Below are 23,257 nucleotides of genomic sequence, written 5' to 3' on the forward strand. Positions count from 1 at the left end.
AAATAAAAAAGCCACAGAATTGGTCTGTGGCTTTTTCGATTTGAAAACTATAGGAAATTTTATTTGGGAATTTTTTCTGTATAGTTACCCGAAAAGTCAACTACGCAATAATTTTCATAATGAGTGTGTTTTCCGCAAGCAACTCCCATTTTTCGGTATTTAGGGTTGAATAGGTTTACTCGTAAGTCTCTTTTAGGAAAACCATCAGAAAGAATAAAAAGCGCTACTACTCCTTTTGCAGTGAGTGCCCCATAAGCAATGTTTTCACCGAGGGGTTCTTTCCAAGTTCCGTATCTGGACATTCTTTGGTCAGGAGTGCTTCCGTCTGATCCAGTGAAACTAATCGCCGGGTTACTGCCTTGGTCTTCAACGTGCTCTTTTGCACCTTTTGAAAGCCCTTTGGCTACAGTCATTGCAATCGTGGGTCTGGAAGACTTCAAATAGCGAATAGCATCGTCTAAAGCAGACACGCCTTCTCTTGTCAGGTATTTGTATTCACCCGGCAGCTCTAACATTTTTCCTTTAAAATGTGGTCGCATTTCCTCCAATACAGAGATAAAAGCGTTAGGATTCATCCTTGCGAGGTTGATTTGCTCTACGATCTGTTTTTCGATTTCAGTCAGATATTCGCCTCCGATTACTTGTGCTTCAAGATTTGAATTTTGAAATACAGTTTTTTCCTTTTTGAGTTCAAATTTTGGGGAAAATCCCGGCAAAATTGCAAGTGCAGAGATTATAGAAATGCTAAATAGTTTTTTCAATGTATTACTCCTGAAATTTATTTACAATTAGCCTAATGTTACATAAATCCAAAATGACTGCAAGTCTTTTTTTTTCGTATTTTTAGTGATTTTAAGCTAAATCGGGTAACAATTGTATAATGGAGGCTCTATTTTTTTGGTTTAATTTACAAAATGGAATTTGTTGGCGAGGTAGTAACCTAATCCGCCGAATACAAGGCTGAAAAAATTATTCATAAAAATATTTAAAACTGCAAGTCCAATTTCTTGATTTTTTAGAAATTGGATAGTTTCAAAAGAAAATGTAGAAAAAGTAGTAAATGCTCCCAAAAAGCCTACAGCGAAAAACAATCGAAATGGATCTGTGGAGCTTGTTTTAGAAAGTATTGTAAATAGGAAAAGCATTGTAAACGAGCCGAGTGTATTTACAAATAGAGTGCCATAAGGAAAAGAAGGAAATTTTGCTACTATAATAAAATTCAAAAAGTATCTGGAAATCGAGCCTAAAGCCCCTCCGATTGCGATATAGAAGTATTTCATGACTAACTCTCAGCAAAAATATTTTTTGACATTTTTATAATTGGTGCACCTGCAAAAAGTCTTTCTTGAAAATATGTACGCTAAAATACTTAAGATAAGTCGCTATTTACTATAGAACCCAGCTCTTTCTTAGATTATTTGCAAGGGCTGGGCAGTAGCGTCATAATTAGAAAAAATTTATTTTAAATCATTTTGTGCATTAGCGGAATGTAAACAAAAAAAAATCTCTAAAAATAGTTTTGATTTATTGTGGGAGTTATGAGAGTAACCCCGACAAATAGCCGGGGTTAAAAATTTGTATCTATTCTTTCATTTTGCCTGAAAAAATAGTTTTATTTTCAGGGCCTTCGACTTTTAAAATTCCGAGCGAGCCTTTGTTGAATGCACGGAAAATAGAATGGTCAACTAATACATAGTTACCAGGAACGTCAACTTTGAAATCAACTATTGCAGATCCACCGGCAGGAATTAGAGTAGTTTGAACATTTTTCTGATTTTTTTCTGTTCCACCCTCTGTATAAACATGGTCAAAAATTTCACCGATTACGTGAAATGAAGACACTAAGTTCGGTCCACCATTCCCAAGAAACAAACGAACTTTTTCTCCTACTTTTGCAGTAATTGCCTTGTCTCCCACAAGAGAGCCAACAGAGCCATTAAACACCACATAGTCAGGAGTCTCAGTCAGTGCCTTATCAAGGCTGAATGGTTGAAGTCCTTTATCTCCGTATTTGCCTTTTGTATAGAATTCACTTTGGAGAACATAGTATTCTTTATCAACATGAGGTAGTCCGGCCGCAGGCTCTACTAAGATTAGTCCGTACATGCCATTTGCAATGTGCAGTCCTACAGGAGCTGTAGCACAGTGGTAGATATAAAGTCCAGGGTTTATCGCCTTGAAAGAAAAACGAGAATTTTGTCCAGGAAGGGTCAAAGTAGCTGCAGCTCCTCCACCGGGTCCTGTCACAGCGTGTAGGTCAATATTGTGAGGTACTTTGCTATCGCTTGCATTTTTCAATACAAAGTCAACTAAATCGCCTTCTCTTACTCTCATAAATGGTCCGGGTACAGTTCCACCGAAAGTCCAGAAAGTATATTCAACACCATCAGAAAGTTTACCTACCAGTTCTTTTGTCTCTAGTTCTATAGTAACTTTTGCAGGTACTCTTCTTTTAATTGGAGGAGGAACATTGGGTGCAGTTGTAAGCACTGCTTTTTCTTCCGCCATCTTTCCACTACAATTCGTAAGGATAGTTAAAGAAATTCCAAAAGTGAATAGAATTCCCAATCTCCCTAGAATAAATAATTTTTGCTTCATAACAAATTCTCCTTATTTTTATGGAATTTTTCCATAAATCTATATATACTATCCATCTCCAGAATTCAGGTATTTTTATAAAAGAAAAATTTAGTTTTTGTATCAATTTGTGAATTGGCTGCAAGAAATTATTTCTTTTTTCTGTAAAAATATTTGAGTGTAGATTCTAGAATTTGTATTGGATACTTTTCGATCGGCTAAGCGAAAAAACCTTAAATTCATTAGGATTTAGAAGATGAAAGATATAGTTTGGAGTTATTATAAAAAAAAATTCAATCATTTTACCATATAGAATTAGATAAAATTTGCAGTGAGTTTAGTCGATATGATAAATATCATACTCACTCTTGGAATAAAAAAAAGAAAACCCTCTGAACTTTTCAGAACAGAGGTTTATTTTTTCTAATGAGTTTTTTACTAAAACTACTTAAAGAACTTCAATAAAAAACCGCCTTGGTGCACAAAGAATTCTGCAAATACTAGGCTTGTGATCGCCATTAGTTTTATCAGAATATTTATGGAAGGACCGGAAGTATCTTTCAACGGGTCACCTACAGTATCTCCTACAACGGCAGCCTTATGTTTTTCGGAACCTTTCCCACCGGCTTGAGACTCAATGTATTTCTTGGCGTTGTCCCAGCCTCCACCGGAGTTTGCGCTGGAAATTGCCATCACCACTCCACTCACAAGAGAGCCTGCGAGTAGTCCTGCAAGAGTTGGAACTCCAAACAAAAATCCAACTAAGATAGGAGTGAGTAAAATCAGTAGCCCGGGAGGAATCATTTCTCTTAGAGCCGCTGCGGTAGAAATATCAACACACCTTTTGTAGTCCGGCTTGGATTTTCTTTCCATGAGTCCGGGAATTTCTTTGAATTGTCGTCTCACTTCCTTTACCATATCGAGTGCGGCTTTCCCGACTGATTTCATAGTCATTGCAGAGAAAATAAAAGGAAGCATGGCCCCAAGTAAAAGCCCTCCATAAACCCAAGGGTCAAGTAAGTCAATATTACTCTGTGCAGGGTTACTTACCTTGGCTCTTGTTATAAACGCTGCAAATAATGCAAGCGAGGTCAAGGCTGCCGATCCGATTGCAAAACCTTTACCGATTGCTGCTGTAGTGTTTCCGGCAGCGTCTAACGTATCTGTTCTTTGTCTTACTTCTTTTCCAAGCTCAGCCATTTCAGCTATACCTCCTGCGTTATCCGAAACAGGTCCATAAGCGTCGATAGTCAGTCCGATTGCAATTGTTGAAATCATGCCGAGTGCTGCGATTGCAATTCCATACATTCCTGCAAGTACACTTGAAATTACGATTGTGATTACAAGTAGTATAACAGGGAATACGGAGCTTTCGTATCCGAGTGCAAGCCCGTAAATAATATTGGTTGCAGCTCCTGTTTCGCAAGATTCTGCTACATCTCTAACTGGTTTGTAGGAGTGAGAAGTGTAGTATTCTGTTATGATTCCTATAAACATCCCTGCAAAAAGTCCAATCACAAGAGAAATATAAACACTCCACTTAGTAATATTTTTTCCAAGAATTTCAAAAGAGTCAACCATGAACATATCTGTAATAAAATACATTACGACTGCCATTAAAATTGTAGAAATCCAAAGTTGTTTTTTTAGAACAGATTCTACATTCCCACCTTCTTTTACTTTGGCAAAAAATGTAGTGATTAAGGAAACTGGGATTCCGAATGCAGAAATAAGAACAGGGTAGAGTAATGCGTTCATGTTTCCGCTAAGTGCAGTAGCTGTTGCTCCAATTACAAGTGCTGCACAGGTCGCCTCTGCACAAGAGCCGAAAAGGTCTGCACCCATTCCCGCAATGTCTCCTACGTTATCTCCTACATTATCTGCAATCGTTGCAGGGTTTCTCGGATCGTCTTCAGGGATTCCTTTTTCAACCTTGCCTACAAGGTCAGCACCAACATCGGCTGCCTTGGTGTAAATTCCCCCTCCCACTCTACCAAAAAGAGCAACTGAAGAACCACCGAGTCCAAATCCTGCAAGCGCTTCCATTAAAATATGTTTTTCTACTTCAGAGTGTAGTCCAGTAAATAACAAAAAGACTGCAATCAATCCGAGTATGGCAAGACCTACAAGCCCAAATCCCATAACTGCACCAGAGTCAAACGCAACTCTGAATGCGCCTGTGATATTGGTTTTGGCTGCTTGTGCCGTTCTTACATTTCCCTTGGTAGCAATTTTCATTCCGATAAATCCAGAGATGCAGGATATGATAGCACCTGTAACAAATGCTAACGAGGTGTGGATACCTTCGTTGAATGGAGTTGCTGGATTATCTAAAAGTAAAACGATTAGAATAGCCATAAATGCGATAAAAATACTAATTACCTTGTATTCACGGATTAAAAATGCCATTGCTCCGTCAGCTATGGCAGAAGAAATTTCCACGAGTCTGTCGTTTTGCTCTTTGGAGCCGCCTTCGATTTTTATTTTTACGACTTTTATCGCAAAATAAACGGCAACGATTAGGGATAAAACAGACATCCCTATGATTATATATGCAGATTGCATTTAGTTAACCTCTTAAATTTTGGGGACAAATTGGAAAAACTACTAAATACTCTTGAAAAATTTTTAGAAACCCTGAAAAATTCTCGCAAATACCTGAATTTTAATGAAAAAATTTTAGCTTTTTATTTTCATCCCGCGAATTGTACAAATATGCAGAATATTCAAAGGAATCTGCGATTTACAGTCAAGAAAAAAACTAAAATTTTAAAAAAACTTCTCTAAATTTTTCTAAAAGTTAAATTTTGATTCCACCTGAGGCTTCTATTACTACACCCGTAATTAAATCATTTTCGACTATAAATTCTGCAGTTTTAGAAATTTCATCCGGCTCTCCCAGCCTTCCTATTGGGATTAGAGACTTCCATTTTTCCAAGGCTTCCGGTTTCATGTCTTTCATAACCATGTCTGTAGCAATAAAACCGGGTGCAATTGCAGCTACTCTGATCTTGTACTTTGATAATTCTTGTGCCCAAAGTTTTGCTAAGACTGCGACACCTGCCTTTGCTGCGGAATAATTGGTTTGACCAGGGTTTCCGTGCATGGCAACAGATGAAATAGGGATAATTACCCCACCTTTTTTAGAGTTAATCATCTGAATTGCTGCTTCTCTTCCTGTTAAAAATACCCCGGTAAGATTCACATCAATTACAGATTGCCATTGTTCGAGTGACATTTTTCCTTTTACATTGCCTGTTTCTTTGTCCACACGGACGAGTAAGCCGTCTCTTAGGATGCCTGCATTCAATACGGCTACATCCAGCGAGCCAAATTTGTCAACACTACCTTTCATTAAATTTTCTACATCGGTTTCTTTGGAAACGTTTGAAACTACTCCAAAAGCTGTCCCGCCTAACGCCTCAATTTCCTTGACAGTTTGAGTAACCGCTTCTTCTCGAATATCTGTGATGATTACTTTTGCGCCTTTTTTTGCAAAATTTATCGCCATAGATTTTCCAAGTCCCCCGGCAGATCCTGTAACTACTACTACTTTATTTTGAATTTCCATTGAGTGCCTGTACCTCTTTACTTCTTATTGAAATATAATTTTCCGAGAATGGGATTTCTACCCTAGCGATAGTTTTGTCTTTACCTGTAATTATCCTAAATAGGTTAGGGTCAATATTTTCATTTTTTAGTAAGATCATTATGAGTGCGATTCCGAGTCCTGCACCTTCCGTATTGTCCATATTGTCCATATAAAACTCTGCAATATCGTTGTATCCCATTGCTTTTCGCATTTTTTCACGCATTCTCGATTCTTCTTGTTTCAATACAGGAGTGTTATTTATTACTTCTACATACAACCCTTCGCTGTGGTAACTAAAGTTCAGCATAACATAGACCCCGCGAGAAAGACACCTTTTTCCATACTCATTTGCCATAGCGTCTGAAAATTTTTGCTTATATAGCTCGAGACCCTTGCTGTATTCTATTTCATTAGTTATATCCAAGCCCTGATCCTCAAAAAAAATCCTTTTTTGGTTCGCTTTTACGCCGTTTATCGCCATTTCCTTGGTGATAGTGTACAACATATCGATAAATCTTTGTTGGTTGAACTTGGCTAGAATGTCTGTAATTATTTTAAGTACATATTTTTCGAGTTGGGAATTGATCTTGGAGGATTTTACGGTAATTTTATCACTCGAATTTATATGCTCAGTGATTTCTGAATTTAAGTCTGTGAAGCTTTTTGCCATATTTACCGTTTAAGAAAAGTCTTACATGCTATATTTTCTAAATTCCTGAATGCGTAAAGAAGTTTCTTATACTTTAAATTTGATTTTTTTTATCAATCCGGAATTTCTATGATAATTTTTTGTAAACCTATTGACATAAGAAAGGACTTTTTTTCTTATTTTGATTATATTAAAAAGAGGATTTTGCTATGAAGTCGAAAAAGTCAGTATTTGGAGCCAATTGGAAAATTTTTGCAGGGATTGGAGCGGTTTTACTGCTTATTCTTATTTATTTTACTTTTTCAGATTCAGATTTTACTGGAAGCAAGGTAAAATCTAAGAAAAATATGATGTCTAAAACCTCCGATCCGACTAAAAAAGGTACCGGTAGTGATAATTTAGGTGGAACTGAATACAGTGAAGTAATGGAAGACGATGGGGCCACTCCTGAAATTTTATTGGATCATTATAAAGAATGGGCAAAATACCCTCCAAATTCCAGACCTCTTGCGATTGAAAACTATGATTTAGTGTATCCTTTTAAAGTAGATAATTCCCCGACTATAATGTTTGATTCTCCTTCTGCCAAAGAGCCAAACGGATACAGGTGTTTAATGCAACCTAGAACTTGGGCAGCAATCGGTGGACAAGAAATGTTTATTACTCTTGAATGTAGGGACTCTACAAGCACCCCCGTGAAAATTCAAGTAGAAAGCTATAATGTGTTCAAAGAATGGGAAGGAAAGCAGTACCCCACCCACAGCCCTGACGTAAACGACGACGGTAGAGATGGAGATGATGTAGCCAAGGACAACATTTTTACCTTTAGATGGAGACCCATGCAGGCAGACTGGGGGCAGATGTCTTTGGAAACAAATATCCTTTACGGTAGAGAAAGCAAAAAGGCAAAAGTATCTGCGAGCTTTTATTCATCACCAAATAAACCTGCACAGTTTTCTAACTTTTTTAGAGATATGGTCATTGACGGTAGTTTAGTGATTAAGGCAGAGATTAAAGTGGTAAAGCCCGGTAATTACCACTTAGAAGCTAACCTAAAAGAAGCCGAAGGCGGAAACTATGTAGCTTACGCCACTTATGACGGACAGTTGAAAGGAGGCACAAACGAGGTTGATTTTTTATTTTTCGGTAAAGTGTTAAGAGACAAGGGTTACGACGGTCCTTATATTTTTACTGCGGGCAGAGGACATAGAGTCAATTTGCCAATAGATCCTGCGTGGTTTACCCAAGGAGAAGAGGGTTTACGGAAAATCCAAGCCGCAAAAACTACAGAGCCAGACAGAGAGCTTGTAGTCCCTTATACAGAAGAATACAAAACCAAAGCCTACACTATTTCGAGTTTCTCCAAAGCAGAATGGCAAAGTGAAGAGAAAACTAAAAGAATCCAAGAATTACAAAATTTGAACAAATAATCCCACTCTCTCCGCTCTTAGATTGTGAGCTTAAAGCTTACTGTCTAAGAGCTAAAGCTATACACAAGAATCTACTATGTATAGGTATAGTGTTTATGGAAATGTAACTAATAATTTTTGTAGCGAATAATTCAAGAAGTTTTCCTCGAATGAGAATATTTTGATTACGAATGGGAATGTGGAAATCTTATTTTTATAAGAAAATTCCAACTATTGAAGAAAAATTTCATACATGAGCCAGAAAATTCAATTGTAAATATTTGAACCATGATGTCAAATAATGAACTTTTTTAAAAAAGATGGTGTCTGAGAAATATATAGTCCCTCGGAAAAGTGAAATAGAGTCTTGAAGAAATTTAGAAAAAATTCAAAACTGCATGTATCGTTCCGTAAAAAAATATTTTTTATTATTTTACTGTTTTTCTTTCAGGATTGTCAAATCTTCAAACTCCCGAAAATTAGTCGAGAAGCAGAAATACTCGCATTAATGTCTTCAATTCTAAATTCAGTACATACTGTAGCCAAGCCGGTATTTAGTCCAAGTGCAGGGCATTACTCTTCTCCAAAAAATATCACAATAACTACAACTACGCAGGGCGCTTCAATCTATTTTACAACTGATGGTAGAACTCCAACAAAAGAGTCAAATTTGTACACTTCTCCAATCCCTATATGGAGTATCGCCGGAAAGTCAATTCAAGCCATCGCAATTAAATCAGGTTCAAAAGATAGCGAAATATTAAGAGGGGTTTTCAGCTATCCTCCATTGAGAACAGTGCAAGCCCACTCCTCTACATTTTCAAATTCACTACCAATGCCATATTGGAGCTCTATTACTTTACAAACTACTACCAATACTGCAATGCATTTAACGTATTCTAATGGAAATAGTCAAAACTTTATGAAAACAAATCCCTATTACGTTCGTTGCGTGGCAGATCCTTAGACAGTACCTAAGTTTACAGATTTTGCACTAATAGCGAAATTCGCCGAAATAGTTGGAGTTCCCACATTTTTACACAAAAAGTGCAGATTTTGCACTAAAAGCGTAATTCGCCGAAATAGTTGGAGTTCCCACATTTTGCACAAAAAGTGCAGATTTTGCACTAAAAGCGTTTTGCCGGAGTAGTTGGAGTTCCTACATTTTGCACAAAAGTGCAGATTTTGCACTAAAAGCATAATTCACAGAAATAGTTGGAGTTCCCACATTTTTGCACAAAAAGTGCAGATTTTGCACTAAAAGCGAAATACTAAAAATAATTCGAAAAATCAAAACCTATAACGAAAAGAAAAATCTATTGAAAAAAGATTTCCAACTCTGTACAAAAATTCAGCTGAAGAATGGATTTAGTGCCTGAAATTGATAGATAAGATCAAAACAAGAAAAAAATGTTTGATGGATTTATATAATAAAGGTATAAATAATATACCATAAGATTTGAATAAGATTGGGCAAAAAGCAAAATCAATAAAGAAAAACATGGACGAATTTAGAAATTTTTATTATAGTTGCGTAAAAATTGATACCTTTATTTTCGAATAAAAGCAAGAAGTGTGTATGAGGAAGAAAAGTAAATGCTTTTTGAGCATATCGAAATTTTTTATAATAGATAAAGAGCCCATTCGTTTTTGGGGTTTAAAATTTCTTATGAATTTGAGAAAATTGTATAAATTGTGTCAACCAAAACGTCACTAGGTTTTATTTTATAAAATAATATTGGTATAGAATGAAGATCGCAGTGATTTCAGACATACACATCGGGGATGAAAAATTCGAGAAGAATCTTTCGGGCTTTGAAGAATTTTTAGACTATCTCGAGCGTAATTTCGATGAGATAGTTTTACTCGGAGACATCATCGAAACCTACTGGTGCGTTTTTCCCTGGCAGACCGCAAAGATTTACAAAAGAAATTTAGAAAAATATAATCGGATTACGAAACGGTTTTCGGAAAATCCCTATATATTTCTTTCCGGAAATCATGACAATATCGCCTATCGCAAATGGAAAATTCCTTATCGATATTCCAAAGAAATTGATGGAATGAAAATTTTATTTACCCACGGGCATGAATTGGATACAGTTTATAGGAATTATTTTACTGTCAAATTTGTGGAGCTTTTCATGTGGGCAGGCTACAGGCTGAAAAAAATGGGCTTTCCGTTTTTGTATGATTACGGCTATAAAGTCGATCACAAAAACAATGTGGAAAATGGAGGAATCCAGTATACCCTCGCGGCGAAAAAATATATTGTAGAAGAAAAATTCAATCTCGTAGTGATGGGGCACACTCATGTTGAAAAAATTGTTTCTTTCGGAAATGGAAAGTACATCAATTCAGGCGATTGTCTTACCCGGAAAATGTTTGTTGCTATTGATACCAATACAAAAAAAACCACGCTGAACTATTTCCTTGGCGGAAAAGTAATAAAAAAAATTTCTAAGCCATTGGAAAAATACTAAAATCTACAAAAATGTCGCAATCAAATTATAGCCAAAAAAATGATATTATTTGTCATTTTAAGGGAAAATCCTTGCCAAATCATTGCGTGTATATAAAAATTATCCAAGAGATATATGAATTCTGGAAAAATGCAATCAGATTTAATTAGAATCCGAGATTGGAGGTCTCAGAAAAACCAGAATTTATTGCGATTTCTTTATTTTCGTATCAAATATTTGTTAAATGGAGAATGTTTTTGAAAAAGGAAAATCAAAAATTGCGATGGAAGTATTTAATTCTTCCAGATTTTCAGATCAGATATTTATGGAAATTGTTCATTCCGATTTTATTTCAAATCGGAATTTGTGTTTTATGTATTTCTTGGGTTTCTTTGAGATGGGATTCTTTGCCACTTAACACACGAGAAAATGGTATTGTCCTAGTAAGTATTTTTTCTATTCTTGTGACGATATTCAATATTTTGCTATTTATTGTTTTTGGAATTTTACATTCCCATTCATTTGCAGGTCCCTTAGTCAAGATTTATAAAGTGCTGGATGAAGTTATTCAGGGTAGGGAATACACTAAATTACATCTTAGAAAAAATGATGAAATGAGCATTCTTGCTAAAAAGTTAAACAGGATTTTTTTACGTTCTTAATGACTGTTGAAAATTTAATTTTTTTGTCTTTATCAGTTTTTGTTCTGATCGTGATGGGCATTCGCAAGAAAAGATTCAGGCATCCTTATCTTCTAATTTTTGTTTTATTATTATCTGTAAACTCAATTTTTTACATACCAGTGAATCTTTGGATATCTTTGGCTTTTATGTTAATTCTTCTTGGTGATATTTTTATTTCAAATTATTTCGAATTACTTGTTCCGGCAGTAGTCTGTTTTTTTTTGGCTCACTTCTTGTATTCTTTTGGAATATGGGACACAAGTTTTGATTTTCGTTTCCTTTTATTGTTTAGCGCTTTGGCTTTTATTGTTTCTTATGGAATTTTTCTGGTTTTGGGATATAAACCTGATTTGCCATTTGCAATGAAAGCAATATTTTTGATATATAGTATGGTTATCTCTTTTTCACTTGGAGTTTCATTTACGAGGTTAATTTCATCGCTTTCATTAAAAAATGCTCTAATAGCGTTTGGCTCAGTTTGCTTTTTTATTACAGATATGCTTGTCGGTTATGATATTCTGTATGATGTGGACAGAAAAAATCTAACATGGTCATTCTATACTCCGGCACTGATCATATGGAATATTTCACCTTTTCTGATTGATAATAATATTTAATTTCATGGGAAAATCCTTCTTGCCAAAACGTTCCAAAATTCGAATCATTATAAAATAATCAAAATTTGATGAATAGTGAAAGTGTCGAATGCTTGAAATAAAAAAAAATAGATAAAGGACTTATTATGACTCAAAAATTTACAAATTTCATATTGTTGGTATTTTTTTCAGCTATCTTGACTCAAGTAGGGTGTACTCTGGTCATGCCAAGATTAATGCGGGTCGAAAAGAACATCGATTTGAAAGAAGAAAGAGGAACCATTCTTGAATATAAAAATATTCCAAAGGGGATGTATGCGAAACCATTCATTATTCCATTTCATGATTACCTGATGGAAATGTCCGACGGTAAAATTGACATTGATGCAGTAAATACTTACACCGTTGGGAACTATGAAAACGTCAAGGGTTGCCCATTGACGATTAAATATTCACACATGATAAGCCCAAACTGCAAGTTTGTAAATTCATGGTGGGGAATTTATCTGATTTATGACGATCCGGCAGGGAAAGGCGCGAATTTTATATTGAAAAATCCAAAAGGTCAAAAGGATGCTTTGGACAATTTGAAGATTGAATCAATTCAGACAGTTCCGATGCTGGATCAAAAACTGATCACCTGGTCGAGTCATGAAAATCAGAAAGATTACCCTTGGGAGGTTTTTCAGAAAGATTTTATTTTTAAACAAAAAGGAGAATTTCAGGAGGCTGATATTTCGGATTTGAAGCTAAGAAAGTGGAAAAAGATTTATGGAGAATTTGAAACAAATTCAGCTTTGACAGATACAAAAAAGACCGATATGCACTATACAACTTCAATCCGAGCATATATCGGACTGCCGGACGAATCTGTTTATAAATATGTTGAGCCATGGTATCCGTTTGTTTTAAAAGGCGAAGTCGTTACCAGATATTTTTCCTGTAAGAAAAATTCATTCTGGGCTATTGTATATTACAATGGTAGCGAGTTTATAAATAAGGAAGGGAAAAAGATTGACACATGGAGAGATGTTCAATCCGAATTCCAGAAATCATTTTATTCTTTAAAGTTGGATTGTGGGTAGATATGCGACTTTTTGTCTGGCTGATTTGTATTGGATTCTTTTCTGCTTGCTCTGTCCCTGATTTTCATGTGGTCGGGGGAGTCGAGTCCGAGAAAAAAATCCAGATTCCATCAGATAAAAAAATTGTTAAAATATTCGGCAACTTTCCGTTTTCCATTGAAGATTCAAAAGAATTTTCTAATCCAGATTATGATGACAGAAATTGGAAAAGAGTTCGCGTTCCGGGGGCATGGCACATGCGTGGCATAAATCATGACGGAATCGCTTGGAATCGAATTCATTTTTCTTATAACAAAGAAGCAATTCAGGGAAATCTTGGAGTGATGACTCCCTATGTTGACCATGCTTATGAGGCTTATGTTAATGGAGTAAAAGTTCATTCAACCGGAGAAATTGCTCCAGATGGAAAGCTATTAAAGCTAAGCAACAGATATGATTATTTTGTCATACCGAAGGAAATTTTAAACTCTGAAAATCTTTTATCTTTTAGAATTGCGAGCTTTGGAAAATTAGGCGGTTTTGCGTTTCCCGAATTTTATATCGGAGATGAAAAAATTGTAAGGAACAATTACGAAACATTCCTGATGAGGATTCTGTTTTTTATATCAATCTTTTTCTTTGTAGGACTTTACCATATAACACTTTATCTTTCCAGAAAAAAAGAAAAGAGTTATTTCTATTTCGGATTACTTTCGATTGCTACCTTTATCCACATGGTTGGGGTAAAATCGCTTGGATTGTGGTTTTTTGATAATACCTGGATCAATTTGTATTTTAATGGCACAGGTCTGCTCTTTCTTCCGTTTCTGATTTCAAGATTCAACCATGAATTTTTTTCTTTTAAGGAGGGAAAATTTAGTTTCACTCTCTATGCGGTTACTTCAATTTTATTTGTCTGGATGACAATAGTTTTTGCCGGGTTATTGATAAATCCCGAATTATGGAAATCGGCATATTCATTTTTTTGGATAAATGGTATTCCTATTATTTTACTTTGCATCATCTCCACAAATATTCAATCTACTCTGATTACGCTTAGGGCGAGAAAAGAAAAATTATTCGGATATAGAATTTTATTTTTTGGCAATCTCGGATGGACTGCAATAAATATATTTTTTACTCTTTCATTTTTGGGGCTTATACCTGACAACCAATTAACTGAAGTTGGCTTTTTCTTATTAATCGTCAGCATGGCGTCTGCGATGTCTCTTCGATTTGCAAATGTTTACAAAGAGACAGATCATCTGAATCTTGAGTTAGAGAAAAAAAATAAAGACCTTGAGTCTCTCGACAAAATGAAAGACGAATTTTTAGCAAACACTTCGCATGAGCTTCGGACTCCACTGAATGGAATCATCGGTCTTGCTGAATCTATGGCAGACGGTTCTGCGGGGGATATTCCTGTAAAGGCAATGTCCAATCTTATGTTTATCGTATTTTCGGCGAAAAGGCTGGGGAGTCTTGTAAATGATATTCTCGATTTCTCAAAATTGAAAAATCATCAGCTTGAAATTCAGAAAAAACCAGTGGATTTAGATATTGTTTCTAAAATTGTAATGAAAACTTTCCAACACCAGAAATCTGGAAAATCACTTGAGATACTAAGTGAAATCCCGGAAGGGTTTCCCTTGGTATTGGGGGATGAAAATCGTATTCAGCAAATTTTTTTCAACTTGATTGGAAATTCTTTCAAGTTTACGGAGAAAGGATTTATAAAAATTTCTGCGATAATTCACTCGGATAGAGCTAAAAACATGGCTGAGGTCATAGTTTCTGACACAGGAATCGGTATCCCAAAAGATAAACTCGAAGATATTTTTAAGAGCTTTGAGCAGGTGGATTCATCTAACTCTCGGAATTATGGTGGAACCGGACTTGGACTATCCATTACTAAGCAATTGGTAGAGCTACATGGTGGACAATTGTGGGTTGAGTCTGAATCGGGGAGGGGGTCTCGTTTTCATTTCACGCTCCCACTACAAGACTCACTTGATAAGGTAACCCTTGATTCGCTTTTAAAAGTCCAAAACCCAATGGATAGGGATGAAATTGTATTTAATGAGGGAATCGAAGTAGTGAATGCTTCCTATGATATTTTTTCAGAATTCGAGAAAGAAGAAGCTAAAGACTTACTACCTATCGATAAAAAGAATACGAGTAAAAAGAATGTAGCGTATAAAATTCTTGCAGTTGACGATGAGCCGATTAATTTACAAGTAATTCAAAACCATTTTCACTCAAAAGACTTTGAGATTACAAAGGCGTTAAACGGAATTGAAGCTGTAAAAATGATTAAGGATGGATATATTCCAGACATTATGCTTCTCGACGTAATGATGCCAAAAGCCTCCGGTTATGAAGTGTGTAAGGTGATTAGAAAAAGATACTCATTATATGAACTTCCAGTGCTTATGCTTACAGCCAAAAATCAAGTGAGCGATATTATAGAAGGGTTTAATTCAGGTGCAAATGACTATCTAATGAAACCCTTCGATAAAAAGGAGCTATTAGCTAGGGTTGACACTCTACTCACTATGAAAAATGCAGTAGCTTCTCAGAGTTTTGCTGTAATGATAGGACAAGAGTTAAAGATTGCAAAAAATATTCAGAAGTCCATTCTGCCGACAAAAATGCCAAAAAATGAGAGATGGGCTGTTGTGTCTAAATACCAACCCATGCAGTCTGTCGGGGGGGATTTTTTTGATTTTTCTTTAAGCGAAGAAGGTGGACTTGGTGTAATTGTGGCTGATGTTTCAGGTCATGGAGTTCCCGCTGCACTGATTAGTGCAATGCTAAAAGTTGCGTTCAGTTCTGCAAGAGACCATATCAAAGACCCGGTGGAAATGCTAAATAGAATATTTTATTCTTTAAAAGATAAACTTGGTGGGAATTTTATAACAATATCGTATTTTTATATCCGACCGGATGCAAAGTCAATGATCCACTCAAATGCAGGGCACTTATCTTTAATTATCCAAAGAAGAGAAACTGATGAATTTATATTCTCAAAGCCGAAAGGAAGTTTACTTGGAGGACTTGCTAAAACTCTGAAATTTGAAATAGACGAGATCCGTATTCAACCTAATGACAGGATTATTTTTTATACCGATGGAGTTACCGAAACAAGAAACTCATCCGGTGAAATGATAGATGAGGAAGGGTTACAGGAATTTATGAGAAATCATATCTCTTCTGATTTGTCAAAGATACCCGACTTGCTTGAAACCTACGCAAAGGAATGGAGTGGAAAAAGTTCGTTTGACGACGATTTGACTTTTGGAGTAATCGAGATTTTATGACCTGAAAAAAAGCAATATGAACAGTAGATTTAAAAAAAAGGCATTTGGGAGTCAAAGTCTATTTTAATCAGTAAATTATTTTATTTTTCATAAAGTACGTATCATGCGTTAAGCGAAACCCTTTTAAAGTACTTTACATGCGTTATGCGAAATGCTATAAAAATTTTTGAAAAAAAAATTAGAGACATAAAATTTTGCTAAAGGGGTTTTGTGCTTGTACCGTTACAAATAGTAAATACAAATAATCCTGAAGGTTTCCCGATATGGCAATAAGCTCCAATTTTAGAAAGACATTAGAAAGATACGTTAATTACAGAGGTATAGATATAGTTCTACACTTAAAAGACGGCACTGTGATTGAATTAGACAAAAATCGAAGAATTGAGGGCGATGTAGTGATTAAGAACGGAAAAGAGGGAATAGTAGCCAGAATTGAGTTAGCCGATATTCAAAAAGCCGATTTTTTTGCTGCATAATTTTTCTGAATTAAACTTCCTGACTCTTGACAAAAAACCCGACGTTAATTATGCTGGTAAAATTCCTTAGTATAGGATTTATTTGGAGGTATGAGTGGTCGGAATAGTTATTAAAGAAGGCGAATCAATCGAAGGTGCGCTTCGTAGGTTTAAAAGAGATTGTGCGAATGCTGGAATTTTGAGTGAAATTAAAAAACGTGAGCATTATGAAAAACCGAGCATCATAAAGAAAAAGGCAAATGATGCAGCAAGGCGTAAAAGGGACAAAAAGAAAAGAATTTTTGCCAAAAAAGATAAAATTTAGTAAATATCCCATTTTTTAAAATATACTGCACTGTACTATTCTAAAGGCGGTATTTGTGCACAGGCACTTGTAAAGAGTCTTTTTCTCTATGAGAAATTGTGCTTTTTACCGGGCTATTAATGAGTGTAATCAATTTCGTATTTTTGTTGGAGGTACTATGTCGCTTCAAGACAAGATAAATCAGGATTTAAAGGATGCAATGAAGGCTAAAGAAGAGTTGAAACTTGCGACTCTTCGTTTGATAAAAGCTGATATTCAATATGAATTAACAAGGACCGGATCGTCTTCTTTGAACGACGAGCAAGTTATGGGAATTTTAAAAAGCAATTCCAAGAAAAGAAAAGAGACTGCCGAAGAATACCGAAAAGCCAAACGGGACGATCTGGCTCAAAAAGAAGAAGACGAGAACCAAATCATAATTTCTTATCTGCCACCTGATTTATCTGAAGAAGAAATCCGTAAGGTAGCCTCTGTAGTGATTCAGGAGTTTATCCCTGTGGGGCCTCAAGATACAGGAAAGATCATGGGCAGAGTTATGCAGGAATTGAAGGGCAAGAACGCAAATGGTGCTCTCGTTTCCTCTGTTGTAAAATCTATGCTATCCAAGTAATTGGTCTATACCTCATTGCAAAAGAAAAATGATTTTATCGAGAGAATACACAGGGAAGTAGCCATTGGTAGTTATATTTCCCGTTTTGTGAAGTTGACAAAGCATGGTAGATACTATAAAGGTCTTTGTCCATTTCATAACGAAAAAACCCCTTCTTTTACCGTGTCTCCAGACAAAGGTGTTTATCATTGTTTTGGTTGTCATAAGTCAGGAGACATCATTCAGTTTGTAAGAGAGTTTGAAAATGTAGAATTTTTACCTGCACTTGAGATACTTTCTAAATTTTCCGGAATTCCTCTACAGTCTAAATCTCAGATTGAATCCGGGCAAAGTGAAGAGAAAACAAAACTCTATCTATTGAACAAAAAAGTTTCTGAATACTATTTCAATAACCTTCGGTCAAGTGGTGGAAAAGAGGCTTACGAGTATTTGAAATCGAGAGGAATTGAAGAATCTATTTTTGATCAATTTCAGTTGGGGTATTCTTTTTTGGGGTTTGACAATTTAAAAAGAGACATATTGAAGTCAGAAGAAGAAATTCGTCTTGGTTCAAAATTGGGTTTATTAAAGGAAAGACCGAATCAAAAAGGCTCTTACTATGATTTTTTTCGAGATAGGGTGATGTTCCCGATTATTGATATTTCCGGGGAAGTTGCAGGGTTTGGGGGAAGGATAATTCGACAAGCAGAAGAAGCCAAATACGTCAATAGTCCCGCTTCCTTGGTTTATGATAAGGGGAAAATCCTGTACAACCTGAATAACGCATCATCCTCGATTAGAAAATCCAGAAAGGTAGTTTTAGTAGAAGGGTATTTGGATGTACTTGGATTAGTTTCAAAAGGTATCGAAAATACAGTGGCTTCTCTGGGGACATCTGTAACCGAAAGTCAGGTTAGGCACTTGAAAAACTATGCAGACGTGCTGATATTGATGATGGATGGTGATTTGGCGGGCAGGAAGGCAGCTTACAGATCAAGTTTAATCTGTCTAAAAGAAGGGTTGGAATTGAGAGTTTCTGTCTTGGATGAAAAAATTGACCCATTTGATTTTTCGAGACAAAAAAATCCTACAGAAATACAAAATAAGATTGATTCTGCTATTTCTGCTTCAGATTTTTTAATAGGAGAAACCATAGGGAAGGCGAGGTCCAATTCTACTCCGGATGAGAAAAAATACGCAGTTGGTCAGTTGTTTGAATTAGTCAAAGTTTTAGAAAAAAAAACAGACAGGGAAGCCTACTTAGAGGAGGGAGCCAGAAGGCTTGGGCTTAGCATGTCTTCTGTACTTTCTGATTTTTCTACAACGGTTGGAGAGAATTTTCAAGTTTCAAAAACCGATAATAGAACTACGGTGTCTGTTCCTAAAAAGAGGACAAGCTCCAATTCTGCAATTATTTGTGAGAAAAAGATTGTGTCTATGCTGATATTACATAATGAGCTTTTATCTGAATCGAGAGAATTGAACGAGATTGAGTTTTTAGACGAGGATTGTTCAATACTATGGGATTACATATACACTCAATTTATAAATAATGAAGAGGTTAGTCCAAGGTCAGTCCTTTCTTCTGAGCTTCCCGAATTTGTAAAAAATTCAATCGCTCCTTTTCTAATAGAGAAAGAAGAAGTTCCCGATTTTGAAAATTATCGGTCTATATTGAATGAATTGATTCATCGTCAAAAAATATTTTTTATAGACGATGAAATCAGAAAATTGGACGAAGCCCGAAAAATGAGCCAAATAGACGAGATGCAATATTTGTCAGATTTATCGTTTTATAAAACGGAAAAAGAAAAACATTTAGACTATATTCGAAAACTGTCTTTATCGACAGCATAAGGAACTAAAAAATGGAAAATTTACAGAGTTTGCCGGAAGTTCAAAAAATCATCGCAATAGGAAAAGCCAATAGTGAGGTTTCTTATGATGAAATCAACGAGATACTACCGGATAAAATTTTAAATTCGGAAAAGATAGATGATGTATTCACTCTACTCCATGAAATGGGGATTGATATTGTAGAAGAATACTCTAAAAAATCTGTAGAGCCTGTAGTATCCGGAAAAGAGGAAAAGGCAACAAAGAAAAAGAAAGACAGCCCTTCGATTAGTGCTACCTCTGAAGACCCTATTCGTCTATATTTGAAAGAAATCGGAAAGGTAAGTTTGATTTCCGGAGAGACAGAGGTTTTTCTTGCTAAGAGAATAGAGAAGGGTGAAAAAATTATAGAAGAGACGATTCTCGGTTCCAGTATTTTGAGGGCGAGCTTTGCAAAACTTATGCCAAAGATTCGCAGCAGAAAAATCAAAGTGTATGAATTGGTTCGAGTGGATAAGCCTTACGCACTGAGTCAGTTAGAAGCAGAGAAGTTAGAAAAATTATTTTTTGGAAACATGGAGATCATCCAAGCCGAAGAAAAAGTATTTAATGAATGTATCAATCGAATTCGCAAATATTCAGAGAACAGTAAAAAATACAAAGAGCTGAAAGAAAAAATAGAAGTTTCTTCTTCCAAGATTGACAGGGCTACAAGAGAAGTCGGTGTATCTCAAAGAGAGATTCAGAAAATTTCACAGAAAATTAAGTCTATGGTTTTCAGAATTAAAGAAATTGACAGACATTTCTTAAAAATTAAAGCAAGATATGGTCACGATGTAAGAGAAATTAAAACTTTTAACAGGTTCATCGAAAAGAACGAAAATCTCGAAGAAATCGAAAAGATGATGGGGGTCGATATTGACGAGGTAAGAGAAGTTATCAAGGATATAAGAAACAATGAAAGAAAACTTCGTCGTATGGAGCAAGAAGCCGGTTCTTCCACTAACGATATAAAAGAATGGGGCGAAAAAATAATCAAAGGTGAAAGAGAAATCTCACAAGCAAAAAAAGAATTAGTAAAGGCAAATCTTCGTCTTGTAGTTTCTATTGCCAAGCGTTATGCAAATAGAGGGATGCATTTTTTTGATCTCATTCAAGAAGGAAATATCGGTCTCATCAAGGCAGTGGACAAATTTGAATACAAAAAAGGATACAAGTTTTCTACTTACGCTACATGGTGGATACGTCAGGCGATTACCCGTGCTATATCTGATCAAGCAAGAACGATTAGAGTTCCGGTTCACATGATCGAACAAGTGAACAAAGTAATCCGTGAAGCAAGATTATTCGTGCAGGAGTTTGGGAGAGACCCAAGCAATGAAGAGATCGCAGAAAGATTGGGCTGGCCGGTTCAGAAGGTTAAGGCTGTAAAGAATGTAGCGAGAGAGCCTATCTCGCTTGAGATACCTGTAGGTAGTGAGGAAGATTCTGAGCTTGGAGATTTTATAGAAGACAGAGAAGTCGAGTCTCCGGTGAATACGGCTGCTGGCACAATACTCGCAGAACAAATCCGTCAGGTTTTGCATACTCTGCCTGCAAGAGAGCAAAAAGTAATTCGTATGAGGTTTGGTTTGGACGATGGCTATGCTCAAACTTTGGAAGAGGTCGGTTACCAATTTAAGGTAACAAGGGAAAGAATTCGTCAAATTGAAGCAAAAGCACTAAGAAGGCTTCGTCATCCGACTCGATCGAAAAAACTCAAAGACTATATAGATTGACTTTCGATGAATTAAAAACACGGCTTAGTTCAAAATCTTTAGATACGGACAATCTATATAAAAATACTATTTCCAATTTTGCAGAATTAGGTTTTTTTTCTCCTTTGAATGGAGCAGGTTTTTACGAATTTCATAAAAATTTATTTCGATTGGCTACACTTCCACATGGAGTAGGTCTGTCTCTTTCTATAATGTCTCAAGTAAATGTAGCCGGGTATATTTTAAAGATAGCAAAAGAAGAAGGAGATACTCTTTCCAAAAAGATTTTACATGAAGTGGTTCTTGGTGAAAAAATAGTGTCTTTTGGAGTGAGTGAGAAAAATTGGAATTTTAAATTAAGAGATTTGAAAAGCAGAATTGAGCTAAAAGAAAATAACTTCATATTGAACGCAGAAAAAAGTTTTTTGACCAATGGTCTTCATTCTGATTATTACCTACTCGTTGTAAATAGTGTTTCGGAAAATAAAGCTAGGGTAGTTTGTGTTGACCAAAATAAAATTGGTTTACAAAAGAAAAAATTTTCATTGCCGTTTGCTATGGAAGCCACCCACGTACAATTAAAATGTGAAGAGGTCACAATTTTAAGTGAAGAAATATTAAATTTTGATTATAGAAAATACGCTGAGATTTTAAGATTTTCGGAGATTCTTTCTATTTCTGCAATATTTTGTGGTTGGATACATTCCTTACTTTCTTTGGTCAAAGAAAATAAGAATATAGATTGGACTAAGGTAGAAGAAACTACCCAAAAAAAAATTCTAAAAATAAAAGTCTTTGGCGAACTTTTATTTCAAAGAGTGTTGGATATATCAAAAAGAAAAGACGAGAATAGCGAATACAATGTAAAAGAAGACTATCCTTTCGGTTTAGAAGATATGGCTGATACAATTTTACCCGAATTAAAATACGTGTGTGGATTAGCAAAAATACAAGATGAACTCCAGAAAGAGATCGGACTTTTTTTGTGGCGCGACTCATTTCATAAACACAACGAAAAAAAAGCATTTCTGAAATGGTTACACGAATAAACTCAAGTTAAAAGAAATCAGGATTTATCTAAAAACCTTCCTACAAAAAAAATGTAGGCGTATGTTCCGATCACAGATCCAATGATAGGTGCTACAATAGGTACGTAAAAATAATAGTCGCTCGCAGTAAAAACTATTTTACCCCAGCCGGAAAAGTAAGAAAATAGTCTGGGTCCAAAATCTCTTGCCGGATTGATAGCGTAGCCTGCATTCCCGCCAAAAGCCATCCCTATTGCAACTACTACAAGCCCTATGATAAAAGGAGATCTGTTTGCCTCGTCTTTTTCGTTATTTGGATTTGTTACGGCAAAAATCAAAATTATTAAAAGTGCAGTTCCAAGAATCTGGTCAAAAAACGCACCCCAATTCGTCACATACTTTGAGGGGTAGGTAGCAAACACTTTTGCGGTAGCAATGCTTTCAATGCTCCCTCTCACTAAACCGGAATTTTTTTCAAAATGAAAAAACGCTTCATTGTAGTTATAGTATAGAAGTGCAGAGGCAACAAAGGCTCCAAATATTTGTGATAGGGAGTATGGAATGACTTTTTTCCAAGGCAGAATTTTTCTTATGGCAAGAGCAACAGAAACTGCCGGATTTAGGTGTGCACCACTGGTTTTAGAGCTTACATAAATTCCAAATACGACCGCAAGTCCCCAGCACCAGTTGATCGATTCAAAGCTACCGAGCCCATACAGCACTACCATTGCCACAACCCCGTCACCGAAAAGAATTAGAATGAAAGTTCCGAAAAATTCCGATAGCAGTTCTTTTTGTAGTTGTTTGTCCATAGAGGCAAAATTTGATTTGCCTTAAAAAATTTCAAATCAAAAATTTTCACACAAATGTAAAGCAAAACAGATTTGAATGAGTTATTCTAAATAAAATAATACG

At 35.7% G+C, this 23,257-nt stretch carries 20 protein-coding genes; 13 read left to right on the plus strand and 7 right to left on the minus strand.

Going from position 1 to position 23,257, the window contains the following annotated elements:
- Positions 1–59: 59 nt before the first annotated feature.
- From HS129_03270 to HS129_03295, 6 genes are all read right to left on the minus strand, one after another.
- Positions 60–761 carry a CAP domain-containing protein gene (locus tag HS129_03270; GenBank protein MBE7411076.1) on the minus strand — a complete coding sequence of 234 codons (702 nt, stop codon included), beginning with the start codon at positions 759–761 and terminating at the stop codon, positions 60–62.
- 141 nt (positions 762–902) lie between these two features.
- On the minus strand, positions 903–1,280 hold the full coding sequence (crcB, locus tag HS129_03275) for a fluoride efflux transporter CrcB (GenBank protein MBE7411077.1): 378 nt from the start codon (positions 1,278–1,280) through the stop codon (positions 903–905).
- Positions 1,281–1,581: 301 nt separating this feature from the next.
- Entirely contained in the window at positions 1,582–2,598 is a 1,017-nt protein-coding gene (gene nirK / locus HS129_03280) for a nitrite reductase, copper-containing (protein ID MBE7411078.1), read from the minus strand.
- 423 nt (positions 2,599–3,021) lie between these two features.
- Positions 3,022–5,142, minus strand: coding sequence for a sodium-translocating pyrophosphatase (locus tag HS129_03285; protein ID MBE7411079.1), 2,121 nt, complete (start codon positions 5,140–5,142; stop codon positions 3,022–3,024).
- A 235-nt stretch (positions 5,143–5,377) separates the two neighbouring features.
- Positions 5,378–6,148 (minus strand): SDR family oxidoreductase, encoded by a 771-nt coding sequence (locus tag HS129_03290; protein ID MBE7411080.1) that lies wholly within the window; start codon positions 6,146–6,148, stop codon positions 5,378–5,380.
- Positions 6,132–6,839 (minus strand): histidine kinase, encoded by a 708-nt coding sequence (locus HS129_03295; protein ID MBE7411081.1) that lies wholly within the window; start codon positions 6,837–6,839, stop codon positions 6,132–6,134. Before HS129_03295 ends, HS129_03290 begins: the two co-directional genes overlap by 17 nt.
- 188 nt (positions 6,840–7,027) lie before the next feature.
- Here HS129_03295 and HS129_03300 point away from each other — a divergent pair, with 188 nt between their 5' ends.
- The 13 genes from HS129_03300 (at position 7,028) to HS129_03360 (ending at position 22,363) form a co-directional block, all read left to right on the plus strand.
- Positions 7,028–8,248, plus strand: coding sequence for a hypothetical protein (locus tag HS129_03300; protein MBE7411082.1), 1,221 nt, complete (start codon positions 7,028–7,030; stop codon positions 8,246–8,248).
- A gap of 346 nt (positions 8,249–8,594) precedes the next feature.
- On the plus strand, positions 8,595–9,194 hold the full coding sequence (locus HS129_03305) for a chitobiase/beta-hexosaminidase C-terminal domain-containing protein (GenBank protein MBE7411083.1): 600 nt from the start codon (positions 8,595–8,597) through the stop codon (positions 9,192–9,194).
- 793 nt (positions 9,195–9,987) lie between these two features.
- Positions 9,988–10,710: a UDP-2,3-diacylglucosamine diphosphatase gene (locus HS129_03310; protein ID MBE7411084.1), complete on the plus strand. Its 723-nt coding sequence runs from the start codon at positions 9,988–9,990 to the stop codon at positions 10,708–10,710.
- A 236-nt stretch (positions 10,711–10,946) separates the two neighbouring features.
- A complete protein-coding gene (locus HS129_03315; protein MBE7411085.1) occupies positions 10,947–11,351 on the plus strand; it encodes a hypothetical protein in 405 nt (134 codons plus the stop codon).
- On the plus strand, positions 11,351–11,989 hold the full coding sequence (locus tag HS129_03320) for a hypothetical protein (GenBank protein MBE7411086.1): 639 nt from the start codon (positions 11,351–11,353) through the stop codon (positions 11,987–11,989). The genes HS129_03315 and HS129_03320 overlap by 1 nt, the downstream gene beginning before the upstream one ends.
- A 239-nt stretch (positions 11,990–12,228) precedes the next feature.
- Positions 12,229–13,053: a hypothetical protein gene (locus tag HS129_03325; protein ID MBE7411087.1), complete on the plus strand. Its 825-nt coding sequence runs from the start codon at positions 12,229–12,231 to the stop codon at positions 13,051–13,053.
- Positions 12,990–16,352 carry a SpoIIE family protein phosphatase gene (locus HS129_03330; protein MBE7411088.1) on the plus strand — a complete coding sequence of 1,121 codons (3,363 nt, stop codon included), beginning with the start codon at positions 12,990–12,992 and terminating at the stop codon, positions 16,350–16,352. Before HS129_03325 ends, HS129_03330 begins: the two co-directional genes overlap by 64 nt.
- Before the next feature lie 263 nt (positions 16,353–16,615).
- Positions 16,616–16,828: a hypothetical protein gene (locus HS129_03335; protein ID MBE7411089.1), complete on the plus strand. Its 213-nt coding sequence runs from the start codon at positions 16,616–16,618 to the stop codon at positions 16,826–16,828.
- 94 nt (positions 16,829–16,922) lie between these two features.
- Positions 16,923–17,132, plus strand: coding sequence for a 30S ribosomal protein S21 (locus HS129_03340; GenBank protein MBE7411090.1), 210 nt, complete (start codon positions 16,923–16,925; stop codon positions 17,130–17,132).
- Positions 17,133–17,289: 157 nt separating this feature from the next.
- Positions 17,290–17,742: a GatB/YqeY domain-containing protein gene (locus HS129_03345; protein ID MBE7411091.1), complete on the plus strand. Its 453-nt coding sequence runs from the start codon at positions 17,290–17,292 to the stop codon at positions 17,740–17,742.
- 15 nt (positions 17,743–17,757) lie between these two features.
- A complete protein-coding gene (locus HS129_03350) occupies positions 17,758–19,578 on the plus strand; it encodes a DNA primase (protein ID MBE7411092.1) in 1,821 nt (606 codons plus the stop codon).
- 11 nt (positions 19,579–19,589) lie between these two features.
- Complete coding sequence (gene rpoD / locus HS129_03355) at positions 19,590–21,335, plus strand: RNA polymerase sigma factor RpoD (protein MBE7411093.1); 1,746 nt, start codon at positions 19,590–19,592, stop codon at positions 21,333–21,335.
- Positions 21,332–22,363, plus strand: coding sequence for a hypothetical protein (locus HS129_03360; protein ID MBE7411094.1), 1,032 nt, complete (start codon positions 21,332–21,334; stop codon positions 22,361–22,363). Before rpoD ends, HS129_03360 begins: the two co-directional genes overlap by 4 nt.
- Positions 22,364–22,380: 17 nt before the next feature.
- Here HS129_03360 and HS129_03365 read toward each other — a convergent pair whose 3' ends face one another.
- A complete protein-coding gene (locus HS129_03365; GenBank protein ID MBE7411095.1) occupies positions 22,381–23,154 on the minus strand; it encodes an MIP family channel protein in 774 nt (257 codons plus the stop codon).
- Positions 23,155–23,257: the final 103 nt, after the last annotated feature.

It is taken from the genome of Leptospiraceae bacterium (genome assembly GCA_015075105.1).
Classification (GTDB): Bacteria; Spirochaetota; Leptospiria; order Leptospirales; family Leptospiraceae; genus JABWCC01.

Bases quoted from the DNA above. Each gene is read 5' to 3' on its own strand.
- HS129_03335 (MBE7411089.1), top strand. From the start codon at position 16,616: ATGGCAATAAGCTCCAATTTTAGAAAGACATTAGAAAGATACGTTAAT.
- nirK (MBE7411078.1), bottom strand. From the start codon at position 2,598: ATGAAGCAAAAATTATTTATTCTAGGGAGATTGGGAATTCTATTCACT.
- HS129_03365 (MBE7411095.1), bottom strand. From the start codon at position 23,154: ATGGACAAACAACTACAAAAAGAACTGCTATCGGAATTTTTCGGAACT.
- HS129_03290 (MBE7411080.1), bottom strand. From the start codon at position 6,148: ATGGAAATTCAAAATAAAGTAGTAGTAGTTACAGGATCTGCCGGGGGA.
- rpoD (MBE7411093.1), top strand. From the start codon at position 19,590: ATGGAAAATTTACAGAGTTTGCCGGAAGTTCAAAAAATCATCGCAATA.
- HS129_03345 (MBE7411091.1), top strand. From the start codon at position 17,290: ATGTCGCTTCAAGACAAGATAAATCAGGATTTAAAGGATGCAATGAAG.
- HS129_03295 (MBE7411081.1), bottom strand. From the start codon at position 6,839: ATGGCAAAAAGCTTCACAGACTTAAATTCAGAAATCACTGAGCATATA.
- HS129_03300 (MBE7411082.1), top strand. From the start codon at position 7,028: ATGAAGTCGAAAAAGTCAGTATTTGGAGCCAATTGGAAAATTTTTGCA.
- HS129_03330 (MBE7411088.1), top strand. From the start codon at position 12,990: ATGGAGAGATGTTCAATCCGAATTCCAGAAATCATTTTATTCTTTAAA.
- HS129_03320 (MBE7411086.1), top strand. From the start codon at position 11,351: ATGACTGTTGAAAATTTAATTTTTTTGTCTTTATCAGTTTTTGTTCTG.
- HS129_03285 (MBE7411079.1), bottom strand. From the start codon at position 5,142: ATGCAATCTGCATATATAATCATAGGGATGTCTGTTTTATCCCTAATC.
- crcB (MBE7411077.1), bottom strand. From the start codon at position 1,280: ATGAAATACTTCTATATCGCAATCGGAGGGGCTTTAGGCTCGATTTCC.